Source organism: Nonomuraea endophytica (genome assembly GCF_014203235.1).
Lineage (GTDB): Bacteria > Actinomycetota > Actinomycetes > Streptosporangiales > Streptosporangiaceae > Nonomuraea > Nonomuraea endophytica.
The window spans coordinates 167,369-189,953 of the sequence record NZ_JACHIN010000003.1; the positions used below are offsets into that span (position 1 = coordinate 167,369).

The following is a 22,585-nucleotide window of genomic DNA, read 5'->3' on the forward strand; positions in this document are numbered from 1 at the left end:
CTGACGGGGACGATCTGACCGGGGCGCACAGACGAAGGTGGCCTGCCCAGAACCGGGCAAGCCACCTTCCTTCATCTGACCTGTGATCTACCTGGTCGCGCTCCTCCTGAACCTGAGGGTCTCCAGGCGGTCGAAGCCGTCCAGCACGCCCTCGCCCATGGACCGCAGCCTGCGCAGCGTCGACGGGGGCAGCAGCGCCGCCCTGATCCGCCGGCCGCGGGAGAGCGTGGCGGCCAGGGCCCGCCGTACCTTGCGCAGGTCCTTGCCCAGCGGCCCGACCACGCCGGGGTCGCGGGCGAACAGCACCCGCTCGACCGTCGCGGCGATCGAGGTCATGGCCGCCGCCGACTCGGCGTCGAACTCGTAGCGCTGCGTCAGCCGCCGGGCCAGCGCCCGTGGCGTCTCGCTGGGCTCACGGGCCATGCCGTAGTCGTACAGGATGTCGTCCAGCTCCGCCCACGCCGCCGCCACAGACGGGTGGCTGCCCGCGATCACGCGCGCGGTGAGCTCGTCGGAGGGCGCGGAGACCTTCCAGCCGAGCGCGCGCACCCGGCGGCTGCGGGTGATCTGCCGGATCGCCGCCGGGATGAGCAGGAGCAGCAGCAGGATCGCGACCCCGATGCCGATCTTGGCGATCAGCGGCGTCGGCTCCTCCGCCGGCAGGCCGGCGCCGCCGAGCCTGGCCTCGCGGTCGTCGATCTCGCGCGGGTTGCGGCCGGGCTGCTGACCGGGGGGCAGTTCCTCGCCCCGCGCGGTGGCGCCGGGCGTCGGGCTGGAGGACGTCGCGGTCGGCGTCGGCTGCGGGCGGGCGTACTCGGGGACCCGCGCGCTGCCCTGACCGGCCGAACCCGCCGGAGTCGGCTCGAACGGCAGCCATCCGACGCCCTCGAAGTAGAGCTCCGGCCAGGAGTGGGAGTCGTCGGTGCCGACCGTCCACCGGTCGCCGACCTTGTCGCCGCCGGTGTAGCCGACCGCGACCCGGGCAGGGATGCCGATCGCCCTGGCCAGCACCGCCATCGCGCTGGCGAACTGCTCGCAGTACCCGACCTTGCTGCTCAGCAGGAAGTCGCGCAGCGCCGAGGTGCTGCTGCCCTGGGTGCGCAGGTCGTAGGTGAAGTTGCCGGTCTTGGTGAAGAACTCCTGCAGCTTCAGCGCCGCGTCGTACTGCGTCTCGGCGCCCTTGGTCTGCTCATAGGCCAGGTCGCGCAGGTCGGCGGGGAAGTCCTCGGGCAGCCGCAGGTAGCGCGCCTCGACGTTGGGCTGCTGCGGGGGCTGGAGCGCGCGCAACTGGTCGGGCGTCGGCTGCGGCTCGCTCGTGGCCACCTGGTACTCCAGGCCGGAGGCGCTGTCGCGGGTGGAGAAGACCATGAGCGTGCTCACGTCAGCCCGCCAGTCGCCGTCCGCGCGCACCTCGCGCGGCGGGTACGGCAGCGGCAGGAACGCCAGGTTCTCGACCTCTTCGCTGATCTTGATGTCGGTCACCGCGTTCACCGTCTCGACCCCGCCGCCCAGCCCCGGAGGAGGCGGCAGCGGGCCGGCGTCGGTGCGGTTCTCCGGCGCGCCCTTCGGCTTGGTCAGGCCGAACTGGTCGCCGTCGAAGATGTCCAGCGAGTAGATCCGCAGGTAGCGCGGGACGTCGTCGTTGTTGGTGTAGGTCAGCACGGTCCGCTTCTCGGGAAGCGTGAGCTGGCCCTTCATGTTCGTGACCGGATTGGGGATCTGGATCATGTTTCCCCGGCCCCCGGTGCCCTGGCCGCCCACGCCGAAGCTGAAGAACGACACCGGCTCCAGCGGCGGCAGGAACGCCGGCACCACCACGGCGATCGCGATCGCGGCGAACCCGATCCGCTTGCCCGACAGCCGCAGCCCCCGCGTGTCCGCGCTCTCGCCCGGCGACGGGGTGGTGGCCGCGCGGGTCCTGCGCACCAGGACCGCCCGGCCCCAGTGCCCCACCCGCTCGCGGCCGTCGGCGATCAGCAGGCCGGTGAAGCCGAGCGCGGCGATGATGAACGCCCACCAGGCGATCGGCTCCAGCAGGATCGTCGCGGGAACGGTCGCCAGCGCCAGCATCGGCAGCCCGGCCAGCGCCGCCCGCCGCATCCGGGCGGCCAGCAGGTCCACCGCGATCGCGATGATCCCCACGCCGCCCGTGGTCAGCAGCGCGATCCCCGGGTTGTCGCCGGGCACCGGCGCGGCGAAGCGCTGGATGTCGTCCCAGCCGGTCGCCAGCAGCTTCAGCAGCTCGGCCGCCGAGCCCTTCGTCGGCACGAACAGGGCCCACGCCTTGTCTCCGGCGAACGACGCGGTCAGGTAGACGCCGAGCGTGGCCAGGCTGACCAGCCCTGCCGCCCACGTGGGCAGGGACAGCCGGCCGCTGATCGCGCTGGCGACCAGCACGGTCAGGACCGCGCCCAGCGAGCCCCAGAACCAGGCGCCGCCCTCGAACAACGGGTGCAGCAGGATGGCCGCGCAGAACGTGGCGACGGCCGCGGCGACGGACAGCCTCATGCGGCACCTCCCGGATGGACGGCGAAGCGGCCCCGGCTGGCGGCGTCCTGCCACACCGAGGCGATGGACGTGCCGGCCGGGAGCCTGACGGTGCGCCAGCCGTACCCGGCGAGAACGGTCTGGACCGCCAGATAGCTCTCCGAGGTGGTCGGCTCGACGGCGTCCCAGGTGTCGACGTCGAGCAGGACGGCCACGCCGGTGATGCCGCTGTGCCTGATCCTGGCCAGGTCGCGGGCCTCCTCCGGGTCCATGGAGCCGAGCACGGCGACGACCAGGCCGTCACCGCTGCCCTGCCGCAGCGCCGAGACGCCGATCTCCAGCGAGCGCGCCGGGCTGTTGCGAACCATCGCGAGCGTGTCGAGCAGCGACCAGCTCAGCCCGCTGTCGGTCAGGTGCTCGGCCCCCTGGTCGGTGACCAGCCGCAGGCCCAGCCCCTCGTGCGCCAGGTGCACGCCGATGGAGGCCGCGGCCGAGACCGCCACCTCGAACGACGAGCGCGGGCCCTCGCCGCGGTGCGCCGAGCGCCGGGTGTCGAGCAGGAGCGCGCCGCGGCTCTGCCACTGCTGCTCCTCGCGCCGCACCATCAGCTCGCCGTGGCGGGCGGTGGAGCGCCAGTGCACGCGCCGCAGGTCGTCGCCCTGGCGGTACTCGCGCGGCGCCACGTCGTCGTCGCCCGCAGCGGCCACACTCCTGGTACGGCTGTCGCCGCCGCCGGTCCACTCGCCCGACAGGCGTACGTGCGGCAGGGCCACGACCTGCGGCGTCACCACGAGCGTGTCGCTGATGGTGAACGCGCGGGCCAGCTCCACCAGCCCGAACGGGTCGGCGATGCGCACCGACAGCGGCCCGATGGTGAACCGGCCGCGCAGGTCGGAGCGGACCCGGTAGTCGATCTCCCTGATGCCCTTGGCCTCCACCCGGTCCAGGACGAAGCGCGGGCGCACGCCCAGGGCGTACGGGACGGTGTCCTCGATGAGCAGCAGGCCGGTGGGCAGCCGGGTGACGTTCTCCAGCCGCAGCGTCACGGTCGCCTCGCCGCCGACCTCGGCCCGCGAGGGCGACAGGCGGCGGGCACAGCTGAGCCGGTACCTGGTGCGCGCCACCACCATCGCGGCCAGCAGCGGCAGCGCCGTCACCAGCACGCCGATCCGCAACAGGTCGTGCTCACCGAGCATCAGGGCCATGACCAGCGCCGCCAGCCCCGCGGCCAGGAACGACCTGCCGCGCGCGGTCAGTGCCCGCAGTCCCGTTCTCACGCCCGGGTCTCCGGTACGGGCACCCTCCTGACCAGATCGCCCACGACCTGCTCAGGCAGGCGGCGCTGGCCCTGCGCCTCGACGCTGGGCAGCAGCCGGTGGGCCAGGACCGGCACGGCCAGGTCCTGAAGGTCGTCGGGGATGACGTAGTCGCGCCCGGACAGGGCCGCGTGGGCGCGGGCGGCGCGCACGAGCTGCAGCGTGGAGCGCGGGGAGGCGCCCAGTCGCAGGTCGGGGGAGTGGCGGGTGGCGACGGCCAGGTCGATGGCGTACTTCTTGACCGGCTGCGAGACGTACACGCCGCGCACCGCCTCGATCAGCGCCCGCACCTCGGCGGTGGTGGCCACCGGCTCCAGCTTGTCCAGCGGAGGGGTGCCGCCGTGCACGTCGAGCATCTCCAACTCGGCGGCCGGTTCGGGGTAGCCCATCGCCACGCGGGCGGTGAAGCGGTCGCGCTGGGCCTCGGGGAGGGGATAGGTGCCCTCCATCTCGATCGGGTTCTGCGTGGCGATGACCATGAAGGGCGACTCGAGGTGGTACGTCACGCCGTCGACCGTCACCTGGTGCTCCTCCATGCACTCCAGGAGGGCGGACTGCGTCTTGGGGGAGGCGCGGTTGATCTCGTCGCCGACCACGATGTTGGCGAAGACGGGACCGGGCTTGAACTCGAACTCGCGCGTCTGCTGGTTGTAGGCGCTGACGCCGGTGATGTCGCTGGGCAGGAGGTCGGGCGTGAACTGCACGCGGCGCACCGGGCAGTCGATGGAGCGCGCCAGAGCCTTGGCGAGCATGGTCTTGCCGACTCCGGGCACGTCCTCGATGAGCAGGTGCCCCTCGGCGAGCAGCACCGTCAGGGTGAGGCGGACGGCGTCGCTCTTACCCTCGATCACCGACTCGATGGCCTGCCGAATGCGGTGCGCGGTGGACACGAGCTCTTCCAGCCGCTGAGGGACATCATGGGTTACTGCCACCAGGCCTCCATGAGAAGTGCGACGGCTGTCCCGCTGGAGCGTGCCTTGGCGGGAGCCATGCCATTCCTTTTCCATTGTGTGTACCGACCCTACGACGCTGGGGGTTCTTGAGCGACATTTGTCGGTATTCCTCCAGACCTGACAGTGTTCGAAGGAACCTTCGTGTTCGTGTCCCGTCGCGGTGCGAATCCCGTGACAGTCGGTGGCGCGAAGCGCTCCACTTTCCTCCACCACTGCCCCCGAGAGGGCTCCACAGGCCCTATTCCGTGGGCCGTTTCAACTCTCGACACGCCCATGAGGGTTGACCGGCCGCCCAGCCCGCTCCACCGAGCTCCATCGCGCTGACCTGGGGTTTTGCAAGACGTATAGGCGGCGACCTGGGTTGTAATCAGTTGACGGTGGGGAGAAGTGGAGTATGGTGGTGCGCAGTGGAGGGCCGGTGCACCAGCGCTAGGCGCTTCATGAGGCACGGGAGGTGGGGCCGATGTTCCTCGGCACCCATCAGCCGCGTCTCGACGACAAGGGACGGCTGTTCCTGCCGGCTAAGTACCGTGAGGAGCTGGCGGAGGGTCTTGTGATTACCAAAGGCCAGGAGCGATGCCTCTACGTCTTTCCCGTGGAGGAGTTCCAGCGCATTACCGAGGCTCTCAGCACCGCCCCGGTCACCGCCAAGGCGGTGCGTGACTACAGCCGTGTCTTCTTCGCCAGCGCATCCGATGAGACTCCGGACAAGCAGGGACGCATCACGATCCCGCAGGGTCTGCGCACGTACGCGGGCCTGGAACGTGACTGTGTGGTCATCGGGGCCAACACCCGCCTGGAGATCTGGGACGCGCAGGCCTGGGAGACCTATCTCAACGCACAGGAGCAGGCCTTCGCCGATCTCTCGGAGGAGGTGCTGCCAGGGATTCTGTAATCGTCACGGTCGATTCGACGGTGTGGTCGTTCGGCGAGGTCTCCACCCGCAACCACTGTCCGGCAGCTGATGCACCTTCCCCGGTGTCAGATGACCGGTATCTCGAAGAGGATGCGGATGGGGACCTGGCCGGACGGGCACCGGGTGGGGACCTTTGGAAGGATCGGCCGTCGCGTCATCCGCGAGCAAGGACGCGAGAGGGGGGTTGGAGAGATGGCAGAGAGCGCTCACGTTCCGGTGATGCTCGAGCGCGTTCTGGAGTTGCTGGCGCCGGCGTTGACCGGTGCGCACCCAGTCGTCGTCGACGCCAACCTCGGCCTCGGTGGCCATACGGAAGCCCTGCTCGCCGCCCACCCTTCACTGCACGTGATCGGGATCGACCGCGACCCTTTCGCGATCGAGTTCTCCACGCGACGGCTGGCGCCGTACGCCGAGCGGACCTCGCTCGTCCACGCCACATCGGACGAGCTGGCCTCCGTGCTCGCGCGGCTGGGCCGTGAGAAGGTCGACGGAGTGCTGTTCGACCTGGGCGTCTCCTCGCCTCAGCTCGACGAGGCCGAGCGCGGGTTCGCCTATTCCTACGACGCTCCGCTCGACATGCGGATGGACACGAGCCAGGACCTCACGGCGGAGAAGGTGGTCAATACCTACTCGGCTGGGGAGCTAACTCGCATCCTTCGTGATTACGGAGAGGAACGGTTCGCACCGCGTGTCGCGGGCCTAATTATCAAGGAAAGGGCCAAGGAGGCCATAACGTCGACTAAGCGGCTTGCCGACATCGTCCGCGAGGCGATTCCTGCCGCTACTCGGCGCACAGGGGGAAACCCCGCCAAGAGGACTTTTCAAGCGCTGCGCATCGAGGTGAACGCGGAACTCGCCGCCCTGGAGGCGGCGCTGCCCGCCGCCCTCGACGCGCTGGTGCTGGGTGGGCGAGTCGTCGTGCTCGCCTACCACTCCCTGGAGGACCGGCTGGCCAAGCAGGTCCTCACGGCGCGAACCAGGGACACCAGCCCGCACGGGCTGCCCGTCCCGCTCCCGGCCCACCAGCCGAGGTTCCGCCTGCTGACGAGGGGAGCGGAGCTCCCAAGTGAAGAAGAGGTCACCCGCAACCCGCGGGCGACTTCGGCCCGGCTGAGGGCGGCAGAGAGGATCCGTGTTGACGACGAGGACTGAGCAGGAGATCAGGAGGAGCGCGCCCGCACGCGGCGCCGGCACGCCGAAGAGTGGCGCCGGCAGGTCCGGTACGGCGGCCAAGCCCGTCCCGCCCCCGCGTCCCGCCGCCTCCACCCTTGACCACGCCGACGAGGCCCGCGACGAGCGGACCGGCCAGGCACGGCCCCGCCAGGGCGCCGAGCCCCGCGACGGGCGCACCACCACCCGCGCCCGCCGCGGCCCGACCGGCCGCGCCCGCCGCCCCGAGGACACCGACGACCACACCCCGGCCCGCGGCACCACCACGCGGCAGGCCGAGGACGGCGTCGACGAGCGTTCCGGTGGCATGCGGTCCCGTCAGGGCGAGGCGCGTGTCACGACGCGCGGCGCCGACCAGGACGGGCGTGTCAGCGCGCGGCGTGCAGACGGCGAGGAGCGGGTGACGTCCCGGCGTGCCGACGGTGGCGAGCGTGTCTCGGCGCGGCGTGCTGAGGACGTCGTCGACGAGCGGGCCAGTGGGCTGCGGACGCGTCAGGGTGACGAGCTTCGCGACGGACGCTCCGCCGGTTCGCCCGAGGCCGAGGGCGAGCCTCGGGTCGCGTCGCGGACGCGTGGCGGGCGGTCGGTGCGGCCCCAGGGGACGCGGCGGCCGGCGAGCGCGCGGCGCGGGCCGGCGCGGCGGCAGCGGGGTCCGTTCATCGTGCTGGTGCTCGGGCTGCTCGGCGGCGGGCTGGTCAGCCTGCTGCTGCTCAACACCGTGCTGGCGCAGGACTCCATCCGCGCGGGCAACCTGAAGTCCGAGATCGCCCAGCTCGAGCTCGGCAACCAGCAGCTCGGGGTGGACAACGAGCGCCGCAAGCAGCCCGCCGAGATCGCCGAGGCGGGCAAGCGGCAGAACCTCGAGCCCGACTGGAAGGACCCCAACGTCATCACCCCCGCCAGCGAGGATTCCAGCAAGGTGGGCGGCGCGAACCGGTGAGGGACTCAGGCGGCCGAGGGCAGGGACCCGGCCGCGGACCAGGCGGCGCCGGCTCTCAAGGAGGGCCCGGCGCCGCTCGGCGTACGCCCCGGGGCACGGGCGGCGCCGGGCGGAGCGGCAGGACCGGGCGACCGGTGTCGGGCGACGATCCGTTCGACCTGCCCTTCACCGACGACCGCCGCCGCCCCAAGCCCGGCGACGGGCCGCAGGACGAGCGTCCACGCGGCCGCGCCTCCCAGGACGGCCGGACGTCCCAGGAGGGCCGGACGTCCTCAGAGGGGCGCACGTCCTCAGAGGGGCGCACGTCCCAGGATGGCCGCACTTCCCGCGAGCGGCGGGGCGCTCAGGACGACGAGGAGCGGGGGCCCCGGCAGCGGCCGGGCAGGGCGGACGAGCGTGATCCGCGGACGCGGCCCGGCAGGTCCGGCGCTGACGGTGGGCGCCCTGACGGAGGGCGCGCCGACGGAGGGCGGACGAGGGGTGAGGTGCCGCGGCCGCGTGGCGGGGCGCCGCGTGGGCCCGGCGACCCCGAGCGCGGCCCGCGCAGGGGTGGCATGCCGCCGCGCCGGCCGCCGGTTCCGCCGCGGCCGCCCAGGCCGCCGCTGGTGCTCAGGCTGGGCAACCCGCGCCGCCGCATCAACATCGGCATGATCGTCATGACGTTCATCCTGTCGATCTTCGCCGGCCGCCTGATCCAGATGCAGGGGCTCGACTCCAAGATCTACGAGGCCAAGGCCGTGGGCCAGCGCATGATCACCGAGGTCATCCCAGCCAAGCGCGGCTCGATCACCGACGTCAACGGCCACGCCCTGGCCATGACCGTCGAGGCCCGCGAAATGGCGATCGACCCGTCGAAGGTGCACCCGAACGTACGCGCCAAGGTGGCCAACGTCCTGGCGGCCGAGCTCGGCAAGTCCCAGCAGGAGATCGCCGGCAAGCTCGCCAAGGACACCACCCAGTACCAGCTCCTGGCCAAGGACGTGGATCCGGTCGTGGCCAACCGCCTGCTCAAGGCGCAGATCCCGGCGCTGACCGCGAAGAAGCAGTACAAGCGCATCTACCCGGCCGGCGACCTGGCCGGCACGCTGGTGGGCTTCGTGGGCGTGGACGGCACCGGCCTGGGCGGCCTGGAGGAGGCCAAGAACTCGGTCCTGGCGGGCCGCGACGGCAAGCAGCGGGTGGAGCAGGGCCGCGACGGCCAGCGCATCCCGATGACCCACAGCCAGCGCCAGGCGCCCCTGGAGGGCAGCCACGTGCGGCTGACGATCGACCGCGACATCCAGTGGGCGGCCCAGAAGTCGATCGCCGAGCAGGTCCGGGCGGTCGGCGCGGAGAGCGGCACGGTCATCGTCATGGACGTGAAGACCGCGCAGGTCGTCGCCATGGCCAACGCCCCCGAGCTCGACCTCAACAACTGGCGCCAGGCCCCCCAGGAGAACTACGTCAACCGGGCGGCGGCCGACGTGTTCGAGCCGGGCAGCACCAACAAGGTGATCACCGCCGCGGCGGCGCTGGAGAGCGGCGCGGTCAGGCCGACGACGAGCTTCCGCGTCAAGGACAACATCCGCTGCTACGACCGCACGCTGCGCGACGCCGAGCCGCACCCGACGGAGACGATGACGTTCCAGACGGCGATCGCCAAGTCCAGCAACGTCGCCACGATCATGGCCGCCCGCAAGGTGGGCTCGCAGCGGCTGCACGGCATGCTGAAGTCCTTCGGGTTCGGCGCCAAGCCGGGCGGCGGCGTGCCGGGCGAGGAGGCCGGGCTGCTGCCCGACTACAAGACCTGGTCGGGCAGCCAGAGCTGCACGATCGCCTACGGCCAGGGCGTCTCGGTCACGGCGCTGCAGATGGCCAGTGTCTATCAGACGATCGCCAACGGCGGCGTCAGGGTGCCCCCGCAGATCGTCGCGGGCACCACCGGCGAGGACGGCAGGTTCACCGCGGCCGCCACCGGTAAGCAGACCAGGGTGGTCAGCGACCAGACGGCCAAGGAGATCACCGCGATGCTGGAGAGCGCGGCCAGCGAGGAGGGCACCGGCGGCCTGGCGGCCATCCCCGGATACCGCGTGGCGGGCAAGACCGGTACCGCGAACCGCTACGATCCGAAGCTGGGCCGCTACGACGGCTATACCGCATCCTTCGTGGGCTTCGCGCCCGCCGACGCGCCCCGCCTGGTGGTGCTGTCGGTGCTGCAGAACCCGCAGAAGGGCCACTTCGGCGGGCAGCTCGCGGCCCCCGTGTTCAAGCAGGTGATGACGTTCGCCATCAAGAGCAGGAAGATCCCGCCCACAAGCTCGACCGCGCCTCCGGTGCGGTTGAGCGCCGGACAGTGACCGGGGAAGGTACGCTCTCGCCGTGCGTCCCCCGTCGTCTATGCGTCCCACGACCAGCCCGCCGCGCCCGCTGACCGGCCTGGCCACCATGCTCGACGCCGATTCCGGCACGGCGCGTTCGCCGCATGCCGCGATCACCGGCGTCACCATCGACTCCCGCCAGGTGCGGCGCGGAGACCTCTACGTCGCGCTGCCCGGCAGCCACGCCCACGGGGCGAGCTTCGCCGCCGAGGCCATGGCCCGTGGCGCGGTCGCCGTCCTCACCGACCCGGCCGGCCGCGACGCCGCGGTCGCGACCGGGCTGCCGGTGCTGGTCGTGCCGGAACCTCGCGGCCTGCTCGGGCAGATCTCCTCCTGGGTGTACGGCCAGCCGTCCCACGACCTGTCGGTCATCGGCGTGACCGGCACGAGCGGCAAGTCCACGACCACGTTCCTGCTGGAGGCCGGGCTGCGCGCCGCGGGTCACACGACGGGCCTGATCGGCGGCGTGGAGATCCGGGCCGGCGAGGTGCGCTTCGAGTCGCGGCTGACCACGCCGGAGGCCTCGGAGCTGCACGGGCTGTTCGCCTTCATGCGCGAGCAGGGCGTCTCGTCGGCGGTGATGGAGGTCTCCAGCCACGCGCTGGCGCTGGGCCGCATCGACGGGATCTTCTACGACGTGGCCCTGTTCACGAACCTGTCGCAGGACCATCTCGACTTCCATCGCGACCTGGACGACTATTTCGCCACGAAGGCCAGGCTGTTCCAGCCGGAGCTGAGCCGGGCCGGCGTGACGAACCTGGACGACCCGCACGGGCGCGAGCTCCTGACGGTGGCCAAGATCCCGATGACGACGTTCTCGCCCGCGGGCGACCCGGAGGCCGACTGGCGGGCGCTGGACGTACGGCTGGGCGCCGACGGCAGCTCCTTCCGCGTCGTGGGCCCCGGCGGCGTCGAGGCCGACGCCCAGGTGGCGCTGCCGGGCTCGTTCAACGTCGCCAACGCGCTGGGCGCGATCGTGACGCTCGTGGAGGCGGGCGTGCCGTTGCAGGCCGCGGTGCACGGCGTGGGCACGCTGAAGGGCGTTCCCGGCCGCATGGAGCGGGTGACGGCGTCCGAGGACGAGTTCCAGGCCGTGGTCGACTACTCCCACAAGCCGGGCGCCGTCGAGTCGGTGCTCAATTCGCTGCGCCAGGTGACTTCTGGCAGGCTCACCATCGTGCTGGGCTGCGGCGGCGACCGCGATAAGGGCAAAAGGCCCATTATGGGAGAAGCTGCGGCGCGCCTCGCGGATGTGGCCATTTTCACCAGCGACAATCCACGCACAGAGGATCCTCTCCATATTCTTGCCGCAATGATGGAGGGGGCGCTCGGCGTTCCCCAGCATGAGCGCGCTCATGTGATCATTGAGCCCGACCGCGCGGCGGCGATCGACCTGGCCGTGCGCCGGGCCGGGCGCGGCGACGTGATCGTCGTGGCGGGCAAGGGCCACGAGCAGGGCCAGTACATCTCAGGTGAAGTGATCCCCTTCGACGACCGCGAGGTGGTCGCCGAAGCGATCCACAGGAAGGTTTACCAATGATCCCGTTGCCACTGGCCAGGATCGCCGAGCTCACCGCGGGCGCTCTGTCGGGCATGGCCGACCCTCGGGCCGTGGTGCGCGGCCCCGTCGTGATCGACTCGCGGCAGGTCGAGCCGGGATCGTTGTTCGCCGCCTTCCGGGGCGCCAACGTCGACGGGCACGAGTACGCCGTCCAGGCGGTGCGCGCGGGCGCGGTGGCCGTGCTGGCCAGCCGTCCGGTCGAGGCGCCCACGGTGATCGTCCCCGACGTGGCCGCGGCCCTGGCGGCGCTGGCCACCGCGGTGGCGGGCTCGCTGCCGCAGGCGACCGTGCTCGGCGTGACCGGCTCGGCCGGCAAGACCACCACCAAGGACCTGCTGGCCCGCCTGACCGGGCGGATCGGGCCGACGATCGCGCCGGTCGGCTCGTTCAACAACGAGATCGGCCACCCGCTGACCGTGCTCAAGGCCGATCTCGACACCCGCTTCCTGGTGCTGGAGCTGAGCGCCCGCGACGCCGGGCACATCGCCCACCTGGCCGCCATCGCGCCGCCGAGCATCGGCGTGGTGCTCAACGTCGGCACCGCCCACCTCGGCGTCTTCGGCGGCAAGGACGCCATCGCCAAGGCCAAGGGCGAGCTCGTCGAGGCGCTGCCCTCCACCGGCGTGGCCGTGCTCAACGCCGACGACCCGCTGGTGCGCGACATGGCCGGGCGCACCGACGCCCGCGTCACGTTCTTCGGCCGCGGCGAGGAGGCCGCCATCCGCGCCGAGGAGGTGACGCTCGACGAGCGTGGCCGCGCCTCCTTCCGGCTGCGCACGCCGTCCGGCGTCGCCTACGTGCGGCTGCGGCTGTACGGCGAGCACGCCGTCGACAACGCGCTGGCCGCCGCCGCGGCCGGCTACGAGCTCGGGCTGCCGGTGGCCACGATCGCCGAGGAGCTGTCGGAGGCCGAGCCGCGCAGCCGCTGGCGCATGGAGGTCACCGACCGCCCCGACGGCGTGACCGTCATCAACGACGCCTACAACGCCAACCCCGACTCCATGCGGGCCGCCTTCGAGGCGCTCGGCGTGGTCGGCGCCGGGCGGCGGCGCTTCGCCGTCATCGCCGCGCTGCGCGAGCTGGGCGAGGAGAGCGCCACGCTCAACGAGGAGCTGGGCCGCCTGGCCGGGAACGCCGGGCTGACCGGGCTGATCGTGGCGGGGCCCGACGCCGGGCCGGTGCTCGAAGGCGCCTTCGCCGCCTCCAGCCAGGCGGCAGCGGCCCAGGGTGCCCCGCCGCCGGGTGCGCCGCCGGCCGGGCCGTACCCACAGCAGGGCACGAGAATCGTGCACGTCGCCGACGCCGAGGCGGCGGCGCAGGAGCTCGCGTCGTGGCTGATGCCCGGTGACGCGGTGCTGGTCAAGGGCCCGCGGGCGATGGGGCTCGAACGCACGGCCGAGCGCGTTCTCGGGAGCGCGCGGTGACCAACATCATCATCGCCGGCGCGGTGGGATTGATCCTGTCGATGCTCGGCACCCCCCTCGCCATCCGCCTGTTCGCCAGGCGGGGCTACGGACAGGAGGTCCGCGAGGACGGCGTCCAGGCGCACCTGAGCAAGAAGGGCACGCCCACGATGGGCGGCGTGGTGTTCGTGCTGGCCTCGCTGCTGGCCTACGGCGCCTCGCACCTGGTCACGTTCGAGTCGCCGACGATCTCGGGCCTGCTGGTGCTGTTCCTGATGACCGGGCTCGGCGCGGTCGGCTTCCTCGACGACTTCATCAAGATCTACAAGCAGCGCAGCCTCGGCCTGCGCTCGGGCGCCAAGGCGCTGGGCCAGCTGATCGTCGGCGCCGTCTTCGCGGTGCTGGTGACCCAGCAGGCCAACGTGTACGGCATCACGCCCGCCGAGACCCGGCTGTCGTTCCTGCGCGACTTCGGGCCGTCGATCGGCCTGGTCGGGTTCACCATCTGGGTGCTCATCATGATCGTCGGGTTCTCCAACGCGGTGAACCTCACCGACGGCCTCGACGGCCTGGCCAGCGGTGCGACCGCCGTGGTGCTGGGCGCGTACGTGCTGATCGGCAACTGGCAGCTGCGCAACAACTGCATCGACCAGCTCGGCCCCAACTGCTACTGGGTGCGCGACCCGCTCGACCTGGCGGTGGTGGCGGCGGCGGTGCTGGGCTCGCTGATCGGGTTCCTGTGGTGGAACGCCCCGCCGGCCAAGATCTTCATGGGCGACACCGGGTCGCTGGCGCTGGGCGGCGTGCTGGCCGGTCTGGCGATCGCCACCCGCACCCAGCTCCTGCTGATCATCCTGGCCGGGCTCTGCGTGATCATCACGATGTCGGTGATCATCCAGGTCGGGTTCTTCAAGATGACCGGTAAACGGGTGTTCCGCATGGCGCCGCTGCAGCACCACTTCGAGCTGAAGGGCTGGGCGGAGACCACGATCGTGGTCCGCTTCTGGCTGATCGCCGGGTTGTGCGCGGCCGTGGGACTCGGACTGTTCTACGTGGAGTGGATGCCACGCCCATGACGTTGACGTGTGTCGCGGGGCTCGGAGTCTCCGGTACGGCGGCCGCCCGGGTGCTGGCCGAGCGGGGCGAGCGGGTCGTCGTCCTGGAGGCGGTCGAGGGGGAGCGGCAGCGGCTCGTCGCCGCCGAGCTGGCCCGGCTGGGCGTCGAGGTGCGCTTCGGGCCCATGGAACTGCCCGAGCGGACCACCCGGCTGGTCACCACCGGCTGGGCGCCCCACCACCCGCTGATCGCCGCCGCGCTGGCGGCCGGGGTCGAGGTCGTGGGCGAGGTCGAGCTGGCCTGGCGGCTGCGCCCCGAGCAGGCGGCCCCCTGGCTGGCCCTGACCGGCACCAACGGCAAGACCACCGCCGTGCGCATGCTCACCTCGATGCTGCTGGCCGCGGGGGAGAAGGCGCTGGCCGTCGGGAACGTGGGCGTGCCGGTGGTGGAGGCCGTCGCGGAGCCGTACGACGTGCTGGCCGTGGAGCTGTCCAGCTTCCAGCTGCACTGGTCGGGGTCGCTGGCGCCCAAGGCGGCGGCGCTGCTCAACGTCGCGCCCGACCACCTCGACTGGCACGGCTCGCTGGAGGACTACGCGGCGGCCAAGGCGAGGATCTTCGAGCGGGCCGCGACCGTGGTCTACAACGCCGACGACCCGATCGCGGCCGTGCTGGCGGCGCCTTATCGGGGCGCGGTGGGCTTCACGCTGCGGGTGCCGAGGGCGGGTCAGATCGGCGTGGTGGAGGACCTCATCGTCGACCGGGCCTTCTGTCCCGACCCCGTGCACGCCGCCGAGGAGCTCGCGAACCTGGCCGACGTGCACCCGTTCGCGCCGCACAACGTGGCCAACGCCCTGGCCGCCGCCGCGCTGGCCCGCGCGCACGGCGTACCTGCCGATGCGGTACGGCAGGGCCTGCGCGACTTCGTGCCCGACCCGCACCGCATGTCGTTCGTCGAGCGGGTCGCCGAGGTCGACTACGTGGACGACTCCAAGGCCACCAACCCGCACGCCGCAGCCGCGGCCCTGGCCGCCTACCCGTCGGTCGTCTGGGTGGCCGGCGGGCAGCTCAAGGGCGCCGATGTGGAGGACCTCGTCCGCACGGCGGCGCCGAGGCTGCGCGGCGCGGTGCTGATCGGCGTGGACCGCGCCAGGATCGCCGAAGCGATGTCGCGACACGCGCCGAATGTCCCCGTGGTGGACATCGCCGACCAAGACACTGGGGTGATGGACCGCGTCGTCACCGAAGCCGCAGCGCTCGCCTCCCCGGGGGACACCGTGTTGCTGGCGCCCGCGGGCGCCTCGCTGGACATGTTCGCCAACTACCCGGCGCGGGGGGAGGCCTTCGCGCGAGCCGTACACGAGCACGGCCTGCGCCGGGAGCCGCGGACGTGAGCGCGACCACGGACGAGCGGCCACGCAAGAGCGGCGCCGTCGAGGGGCCGACGGTGTGGGCGCGCGAGCAGATGGGCGCGCTGCGCGAGCTGCTCGGCAAGCCGCTGACCACCTACTACCTGATCATCGGTTGCAGCGCGCTGCTGCTGATCCTCGGGCTCATGATGGTGCTGTCGGCCTCCAGCATCGAGGCGCTGAACAAGACCGGCAGCCCGTTCTCGTGGTTCATCAGGCAGACGGTGTCGGCGGCGATCGGCGTGCCGGTGATGTACCTGTGTTCCCGGCTGCCGCACAAGTTCTTCCGCTGGGCGGGCTACCCGCTCATGGTGCTGTCGATCATCGCGCTGGTCATGGTGCTGTTCATCGGTTCCTCGGAACTGGGCGCGCAGCGGTGGATCTACATCGGGCCACTGACCGTCCAGCCGTCGGAGCCGGCCAAGCTCGGCCTGGCGCTGTGGGGCGCGGACATGCTGGCCCGCCGGGCGCGCGCCGGGCGGATCGAGTGGCGGCAGATGCTCATCCCGCTGATGCCGGGCACCGCGATCCTGGCCGTCATGGTCATGCTCGGGCGCGACCTCGGCACCACGCTGGTGCTCATGATGATCTTCCTGTCGCTGCTGTGGGTGGTGGGGGCGCCGGTGAAGCTGTTCGGCGGCATCCTGGGCGTGGCGGTGCTGGCCGCGGTCATCATGATCAAGGTCGAGCCGTACCGTATGGCGCGCATCGGCGCCTTCCTCGATCCGTGGGCCGAGGCGCAGGGCGCCGGATATCAGGCCGTCCAGGGGCAGATCGCGATGGGCTCCGGCGGCTGGTTCGGGCTCGGGCTCGGGTCCAGCCGGCAGAAGTGGAGCTGGCTGCCGCACGGCGAGAGCGACTTCATCTTCGCCATCCTCGGCGAGGAGCTCGGCCTCATGGGCACGCTCGTCGTCGTCGCGCTGTTCGGCCTGCTCGGCTACGCCGGTCTGCGGGTGGCCGGGCGGGTGAAGGACCCGTTCATCAGGCTGGCCGCCGCCGCGGTCGTGGCCTGGATCTGCGGGCAGGCCATCGTCAACATGGGCGCGGTGATCGGCGTGCTGCCGATCACCGGCATCCCGTTGCCGCTGGTCTCCTACGGCGGCTCGGCCCTGCTGCCGACGCTGGCCGCGCTCGGGATGCTCCTGTCGTTCGCCAAACAGGAACCCGGCGCGCGCGAGGCGCTGGCCGCTCGTGGCCCCGGACCGGCCGCTCGGGCTCTAAGCTGGCTTGGCCTGGGGGGAAGAACGAGCAGGGGCCGAGCGAGACGTTAGGGAGTGACCGATCATGAGGGTGGTCCTCGCCGGTGGCGGGACGGCCGGGCACATCGAGCCCGCTCTCGCCCTAGCGGACACGCTGCGCGGGCTCGACCCGGGCATCGGCATCACCTGCATGGGCACCGACCGCGGCCTGGAGACCCGGCTGGTGCCCGCCCGGGGGTATGAGCTGGAGCTCGTGCCCGCCGTACCTCTGCCCAGGGCGATCACCCCGCAGCTGCTGACGATGCCGGGCCGGCTGGCCGGGGCGGTCAACGCCGCGGCCGCGGTGCTCGACCGGGTGCGGGCCGACGTGCTCGTGGGCTTCGGCGGGTACGTGGCCACGCCCGCGTACCTGGCCGCCAAGCGGCGCGGCGTGCCCATCGTCGTGCACGAGGCGAACCCGCGCCCCGGCCTGGCCAACCGGCTGGGCGCCAAGCTCACCGACCACGTCTTCACCGGGCACCCCGACTGCGTGCTGGCCAAGGCCGAGTACATCGGCACGCCGCTGCGGCGCGAGATCGTCCAGCTCGACCGGCTGTCGATGGGCGACAAGGCGCGCTCCTGGTTCGGCCTGCAGACCGACCGGCCGACGCTGCTCGTCTTCGGCGGCTCCCAGGGCGCCCGCTCGATCAACCAGGCCGCGCTGGCCGCCGCGCCCGCGCTGCGCTCGGCGGGGGTGCAGGTGCTGCACGTCGTCGGCCCGAAGAACACCGTCGAGCGGGAGCCGCCGCCGGGCGACCCGCAGTACGTGCTGCTGCCCTACCTCGACCGCATGGACCTCGCCTACGCGGCCGCCGACCTGGCCCTGTGCCGCAGCGGCGCGCTCACCTGCGCGGAGCTGACCGCGGTCGGCCTGCCCGCGGCGTACGTGCCGCTGCCCCACGGCAACGGCGAGCAGCGGATCAACGCCGAGCGCATCGCCGGGGGCGGCGGCGGGCTGCTCATCGACGATGCCGATTTGTCACCTGATTGGATCATCCAGAACGTGCTGCCCATACTGCGGGACCCCGAACGCGTCGCCGTCATGTCCGAGGCCGCGGTCAGACTGGGACGCAAGGACGCGGACACCACGCTGGCCAGGAAAGTGTTGGAGATAGCCCAATGAGTCTCGTGAAGCTGGTCGATCCGGTCGCCGCCGAGGACCTGGGGAGGGTCCACTTCATCGGCATCGGCGGCGCCGGGATGTCGGGCATCGCCCGCATCCTGCTCAAGCGCGGCGTACGCGTGACCGGCAGCGACGCCCGCGGCTCCGAGCTGGTGAACGAGCTGCGCGAGCTCGGCGCGACCGTCCACATCGGGCACGCCGCCTCCCACGTCAAGGACGCCGACACCGTCGTGGTCTCCACCGCCATCCGCGACTCCAACCCGGAGCTGGGGGAGGCGCTCAAGCGCGGGGTGCGGGTCATCCCGCGGGCCGCCGCGCTGGCCTCGGTGATGGCCGGGCGCACCGCGGTGGCCATCGCCGGAACCCACGGCAAGACCACCACCACCTCGATGCTGACCGTGGCGCTGCAGAAGTGCGGGGCCGACCCGTCCTACTGCGTGGGCGGGCAGCTGGTCACCACCGGGCTCGGCGCGGACGAGGGCAACGGCGACGTGTTCGTGGCCGAGGCCGACGAGAGCGACGGGTCGTTCCTGATGCTGGCGCCGGACATCGCGCTGGTGACCAACGTCGAGGCGGACCACCTCGACAACTACGGGGACCCGCGGGCCGTCTACGACAGCTTCAACCGGTTCGTGGAGCGGGTCGGCTCGCTGCTGGTCATCTGCGCCGACGACCCGGGGTCCGCCGCGCTGGCCGAGGTGGCCGCCAAGCGCGGGCTGAAGGTCAGGACCTACGGCACCGAGTCCGACGACTACCGCGTCACCGGGGTGCGGCCCGACGGGTTCGGCACGCGCTTCACGATCGAGGGGCGCGGCGAGGTCAGGCTGGCCGTTCCCGGGGCGCACAACGCGCTCAACGCCACCGCGGTGGTGGCCGTGGCCGATGCCTTGGGCCTGCCGTTCGAGGAGATCAGGGACGGTCTGGCGGCCTTCACGGGGGCCAAGCGGCGCTTCGAGGCCAAGGGCGAGGCGGGCGGCGTGGCGGTCTTCGACAGTTACGCCCACCACCCCACCGAGTTGGCCGCCGACCTGCGCGCCGCGCGTGACGTGGTCGCCTCCTACTCGGGTGACGGGCGGGTCATCGCGGTCTTCCAGCCGCACCTGTACTCGCGGACCCGGTTCTTCGCCGACGAGTTCGGCGCGGCGCTCGGCCTGGCCGACCGCGCGATCGTCCTGGACGTCTACGGCGCCCGCGAGGATCCCGAGCCCGGGGTGTCGGGCGCCATGGTCGCCGAGCGGGTCAACCTGCCCGAATCCCACGTCGACTACGCGCCCGACAAGGCCACCGTGCCCGCGCTGGTGGCGGACAAGGCGCGGCAGGGCGACATCGTCCTGACCATGGGCGCGGGCGACGTCACCGAGCTCGGGCCGCAGATCGTCGCGGAGCTGTCCACCCGGTGAGGGCACGGACCGCCTTCATCGGGCTGCTGACCGCCGGGGTGGTAGGCACGGCGGTATGGCTGGTTTTCTACTCACCTGTCCTCGGCGTGCGAAATGTCGAGATCGTGGGGAATCTCACAGTTCCCGCCGACCGGATCGAGCAGCAGGCCGCCATCGCCGCGCTGCACCCGCTGGCCACCGTCGACCTGGCCGCGGTCGAGAGCCGCGTGCTGGGCATCAGGCAGCTCGCGACCGTGAAGGCCGCGCGAGTGTGGCCGTCCACGCTGGAGATCACCGTCGCCGAACGCGAGCCGGTCGCCGTGCTGCCCGTGGGCGGCAAGGCGGCGCTGGTGGACAAGCAGGGCGTCGTGACCGAGATCCGCGCCATCGGGCCGCCGCATCTGCCGGTGCTGCACATGGACCGGCCCAGCCCGACCGACCCCGTGACACTGGCCGCGCTCAAGGTGGTCAGCACACTTCCTGACACGTTGTCGGGGAAAGTGAAGACGGTGCGCGCGTCGTCGGCCGAGGGGATCACGTTCGGCCTCAACGACGGGCGGACCGTGGTGTGGGGCGGCGCCGACCGTGGCGAGGACAAGGCGGCCGTGCTGCTCTCCCTCCTCTCCCGCAAGGCGGACGTGTATGACGTCAGCTCTCCTGACGTCGTGACGCTCAAGTGATGCCTTTTCTCCTTTACGGCAAGCCGGCCTGACGCCACCCGCCCGCGCGGGGAGGTGTGATGTCCTCTCTCCTTTACGGCAAGCCGGCCTGACGCCACCCGCCGACATGCGCCGGGGCAGGTCGGGGGGATCGCTTCTCACGTCGGACACCTCACCCGCCGTCACGGCCCCGGTCAACGGGCGGTCCCTCCACTTGACCGGCGCCACCCCGCCGGGTCGTCCGGCGCGCCCTGCTCCTCCCCGCCGGGTCATCCGGCGCCCCGCTCCTCCCGGCCGGATTCCGCCGCGCCTCGTCCCGCCGCACCTCGTCCCGTGGATCCCCGACTCGCCGTGCGCCAACTCGGCGCGCCCGGTGCTTTTCCGGAGCGTCCTGGTCGGTGCGGGTGGTCCTGGCGCCTGCGCGCACCCCGTTGGCCGCCCGGCGTCCTTGCTTCGGTAGTGGCCACGTGGCTGCTCTGGGGGTGGCCGTGCGGGTCGGCGGATGGTGCCCTCTGTGGGCTGGCCGTACCCGGGGGTGGGGGGTGTGAGCTGGGGTGGGAGTGGGTTAACACATGTATTGCCCGATGCGTGGTAGTTGCCAGGCAACCCGGGGCGGCTTGGGGTGGTGAGGGTTTGGGAGGAGAATGGGTGGAGCCTGTCCGATCCGGGGGGTGGAGCGTGAGAGTCTGTATCCCGGACGGGAGCCCGGCCAGGCATGACACGGGAGCGAATCGGACAGCCCGCGACACGCCGGACGTGCTTGCGGCGCGGTTAGTTGACCCGCCCGGAGCGTAACTCCTACTGTCCGTATCAATCCTCAGGTTGACATAAATCTAAATCTCAACCTGAGGTTGAGAGTTACCCGAAGTGAGAAATGGCGGAGAACAATCCGCACCGAAATGGCAAGTCAACGAGCGGAAAGGCCCCTCGTCGTGGCAGCACCGCAGAACTACCTCGCGGTCATCAAGGTCGTCGGCATCGGCGGCGGCGGAGTCAACGCCGTCAACCGGATGATCGAAGAGGGACTCAAGGGCGTCGAGTTCATCGCGATAAACACCGACGCCCAGGCGCTGCTGATGAGTGACGCCGACGTGAAATTGGACGTGGGCCGTGAGCTCACGCGCGGACTTGGCGCGGGCGCCAACCCCGATGTGGGGCGCAAGGCGGCCGAGGACCACCGTGAAGAGATCGAAGAGGTGCTCAAGGGCGCCGACATGGTCTTCGTCACGGCCGGCGAAGGCGGCGGCACCGGCACCGGTGGCGCACCCGTGGTGGCCAACATCGCCAGGTCACTTGGCGCGCTGACGATAGGTGTAGTGACCAGGCCGTTCAGCTTCGAAGGGCGGCGCAGGGCCTCACAGGCCGAAGCCGGCATCGAGACGCTGCGCGACGAGGTCGACACCCTGATCGTGATCCCGAACGACCGCCTGCTGTCGATCTCCGACCGCCAGGTCAGCGTGCTGGACGCCTTCAAGGCGGCCGACCAGGTGCTGCTGTCCGGTGTCCAGGGCATCACGGATCTGATCACCACGCCCGGTCTGATCAACCTGGACTTCGCGGATGTGAAATCCGTCATGTCCGGCGCCGGCTCCGCCCTCATGGGGATAGGGCATGCGCGCGGTGACGACCGTTCCGTGGCGGCGGCCGAGATGGCGGTCTCCAGCCCGCTGCTGGAGGCCTCGATCGACGGCGCCCACGGTGTGCTGCTGTCCATCGCGGGCGGCTCCGACCTGGGCCTGTTCGAGATCAACGAGGCCGCCCAGCTGGTGTCGATGGCCGCCGCGCCCGACGCCAACATCATCTTCGGCACGGTCATCGACGACGCGCTCGGCGACGAGGTGCGGGTCACCGTCATCGCCGCCGGCTTCGACGAGGTGCCCAAGCTGCCTCCGGCGGCCGTACGGCCGGCCGCGTCGTCGGCCACCGCCGCCCAGGCCTCGGCCCCGGTGCGCCCGAGCAGCGTCCAGCCGCCGAGCGTGAAGGCCGAGCCGGTGGCGCCGCCGCGCGCGGAGCCCGCCCGACCCGAGCCCGTACGCTCGGACTCGGTGCCCTACTCGCAGCTGCGCGCCGAGCCGATGCGCCCCGACCAGCGGCCGGAGCCCAGGCCTGAGCCCAGGCCTGAGCCCGTCCGCCCGGCCGAGCCGCACACCCCGGAACCTGCGCCCGCGCAGCCCGCGCCCGCCGCCCAGGTGGCTCCCGCGGTGGAGCCGGTCGCGGAGGAGCCGCCCGCGCCGGTGTCCATCCCCCGCCCGGCCCCCGAGCCCCCGAACCCGCCGACGCCGATCAACTCCCGGATGTCGGAGCCGGCCAAGCGCCGGCCGGTGGTCTTCGAGGAGCAGGAAGAGGAACTGGACGTCCCGGACTTCCTCAAGTAGCCGCAGCACCACTGTGCGCCCGCGCCGCGACCGGCGCGGGCGCTCTGCTGTCCACCGCCCGCCAACCCCGCCGATCAGCGGGAGAGGACTTCCTGCTGCCGGACCCTCACCGATCCTGCGGCGAGCCCGCCCTGCTGCCGGACCCTCACCGATCCTGCGGCGAGCCCGCCCGGTTGCCGGACCTCACCGATCCGCGGCGAGCAAGATGCCCCGCCCGCAGGGCCGCGCTGATCTGTGGCGCGGA

General features: G+C 71.9%; 16 protein-coding genes. 13 read left to right on the plus strand and 3 right to left on the minus strand.

Translation table 11 applies throughout. From position 1 onward, the window contains the following. Positions 1–87: 87 nt before the first annotated feature. From HNR40_RS12715 to HNR40_RS12725, 3 genes are read right to left on the minus strand one after another with little or no spacing between them, the layout of a single operon-like run. On the minus strand, positions 88–2,508 hold the full coding sequence (locus tag HNR40_RS12715; RefSeq protein WP_184960697.1) for a transglutaminase TgpA family protein: 2,421 nt from the start codon (positions 2,506–2,508) through the stop codon (positions 88–90). After that, complete coding sequence (locus tag HNR40_RS12720; protein WP_184960698.1) at positions 2,505–3,764, minus strand: DUF58 domain-containing protein; 1,260 nt, start codon at positions 3,762–3,764, stop codon at positions 2,505–2,507. Before HNR40_RS12720 ends, HNR40_RS12715 begins: the two co-directional genes overlap by 4 nt. Then, positions 3,761–4,810: an AAA family ATPase gene (locus HNR40_RS12725; protein WP_376773467.1), complete on the minus strand. Its 1,050-nt coding sequence runs from the start codon at positions 4,808–4,810 to the stop codon at positions 3,761–3,763. Before HNR40_RS12725 ends, HNR40_RS12720 begins: the two co-directional genes overlap by 4 nt. 409 nt (positions 4,811–5,219) lie before the next feature. On the opposite strand from HNR40_RS12725, the gene mraZ reads away from it, so the two are divergent. From mraZ to ftsZ, 13 genes are all read left to right on the plus strand, one after another. Then, a complete protein-coding gene (gene mraZ / locus HNR40_RS12730) occupies positions 5,220–5,651 on the plus strand; it encodes a division/cell wall cluster transcriptional repressor MraZ (RefSeq protein ID WP_184960700.1) in 432 nt (143 codons plus the stop codon). A gap of 213 nt (positions 5,652–5,864) precedes the next feature. After that, positions 5,865–6,824: a 16S rRNA (cytosine(1402)-N(4))-methyltransferase RsmH gene (rsmH, locus tag HNR40_RS12735; protein ID WP_184961635.1), complete on the plus strand. Its 960-nt coding sequence runs from the start codon at positions 5,865–5,867 to the stop codon at positions 6,822–6,824. Beyond that, entirely contained in the window at positions 6,808–7,782 is a 975-nt protein-coding gene (locus HNR40_RS12740; protein ID WP_184960701.1) for a hypothetical protein, read from the plus strand. The genes rsmH and HNR40_RS12740 overlap by 17 nt, the downstream gene beginning before the upstream one ends. Positions 7,783–8,387: 605 nt before the next feature. Continuing rightward, positions 8,388–10,118 (plus strand): peptidoglycan D,D-transpeptidase FtsI family protein, encoded by a 1,731-nt coding sequence (locus HNR40_RS12745; protein WP_446685775.1) that lies wholly within the window; start codon positions 8,388–8,390, stop codon positions 10,116–10,118. A gap of 40 nt (positions 10,119–10,158) precedes the next feature. Then, complete coding sequence (locus HNR40_RS12750) at positions 10,159–11,679, plus strand: UDP-N-acetylmuramoyl-L-alanyl-D-glutamate--2,6-diaminopimelate ligase (RefSeq protein WP_184960703.1); 1,521 nt, start codon at positions 10,159–10,161, stop codon at positions 11,677–11,679. Continuing rightward, positions 11,676–13,124 carry a UDP-N-acetylmuramoyl-tripeptide--D-alanyl-D-alanine ligase gene (locus HNR40_RS12755; protein WP_184960704.1) on the plus strand — a complete coding sequence of 483 codons (1,449 nt, stop codon included), beginning with the start codon at positions 11,676–11,678 and terminating at the stop codon, positions 13,122–13,124. The genes HNR40_RS12750 and HNR40_RS12755 overlap by 4 nt, the downstream gene beginning before the upstream one ends. Beyond that, positions 13,121–14,179: a phospho-N-acetylmuramoyl-pentapeptide-transferase gene (gene mraY / locus HNR40_RS12760; RefSeq protein WP_184960705.1), complete on the plus strand. Its 1,059-nt coding sequence runs from the start codon at positions 13,121–13,123 to the stop codon at positions 14,177–14,179. The genes HNR40_RS12755 and mraY overlap by 4 nt, the downstream gene beginning before the upstream one ends. Then, positions 14,176–15,552 carry a UDP-N-acetylmuramoyl-L-alanine--D-glutamate ligase gene (gene murD, locus HNR40_RS12765; RefSeq protein WP_184960706.1) on the plus strand — a complete coding sequence of 459 codons (1,377 nt, stop codon included), beginning with the start codon at positions 14,176–14,178 and terminating at the stop codon, positions 15,550–15,552. The genes mraY and murD overlap by 4 nt, the downstream gene beginning before the upstream one ends. Further along, positions 15,549–16,838, plus strand: a complete 1,290-nt coding sequence (gene ftsW / locus HNR40_RS12770) for a putative lipid II flippase FtsW (protein ID WP_184960707.1) — start codon at positions 15,549–15,551, stop codon at positions 16,836–16,838. The genes murD and ftsW overlap by 4 nt, the downstream gene beginning before the upstream one ends. Positions 16,839–16,851: 13 nt before the next feature. Then, entirely contained in the window at positions 16,852–17,928 is a 1,077-nt protein-coding gene (murG, locus tag HNR40_RS12775) for an undecaprenyldiphospho-muramoylpentapeptide beta-N-acetylglucosaminyltransferase (protein ID WP_184960708.1), read from the plus strand. Beyond that, positions 17,925–19,328, plus strand: a complete 1,404-nt coding sequence (gene murC, locus HNR40_RS12780) for a UDP-N-acetylmuramate--L-alanine ligase (protein WP_184960709.1) — start codon at positions 17,925–17,927, stop codon at positions 19,326–19,328. The genes murG and murC overlap by 4 nt, the downstream gene beginning before the upstream one ends. Beyond that, positions 19,325–19,987 carry a cell division protein FtsQ/DivIB gene (locus tag HNR40_RS12785; RefSeq protein WP_184960710.1) on the plus strand — a complete coding sequence of 221 codons (663 nt, stop codon included), beginning with the start codon at positions 19,325–19,327 and terminating at the stop codon, positions 19,985–19,987. The genes murC and HNR40_RS12785 overlap by 4 nt, the downstream gene beginning before the upstream one ends. A 911-nt stretch (positions 19,988–20,898) precedes the next feature. Continuing rightward, the gene (ftsZ, locus tag HNR40_RS12790) at positions 20,899–22,341 is read left to right on the plus strand and encodes a cell division protein FtsZ (protein WP_184960711.1); all 1,443 of its coding nucleotides are present in this window, start codon (positions 20,899–20,901) and stop codon (positions 22,339–22,341) included. The last annotated feature ends 244 nt before the right edge of the window (positions 22,342–22,585 follow it).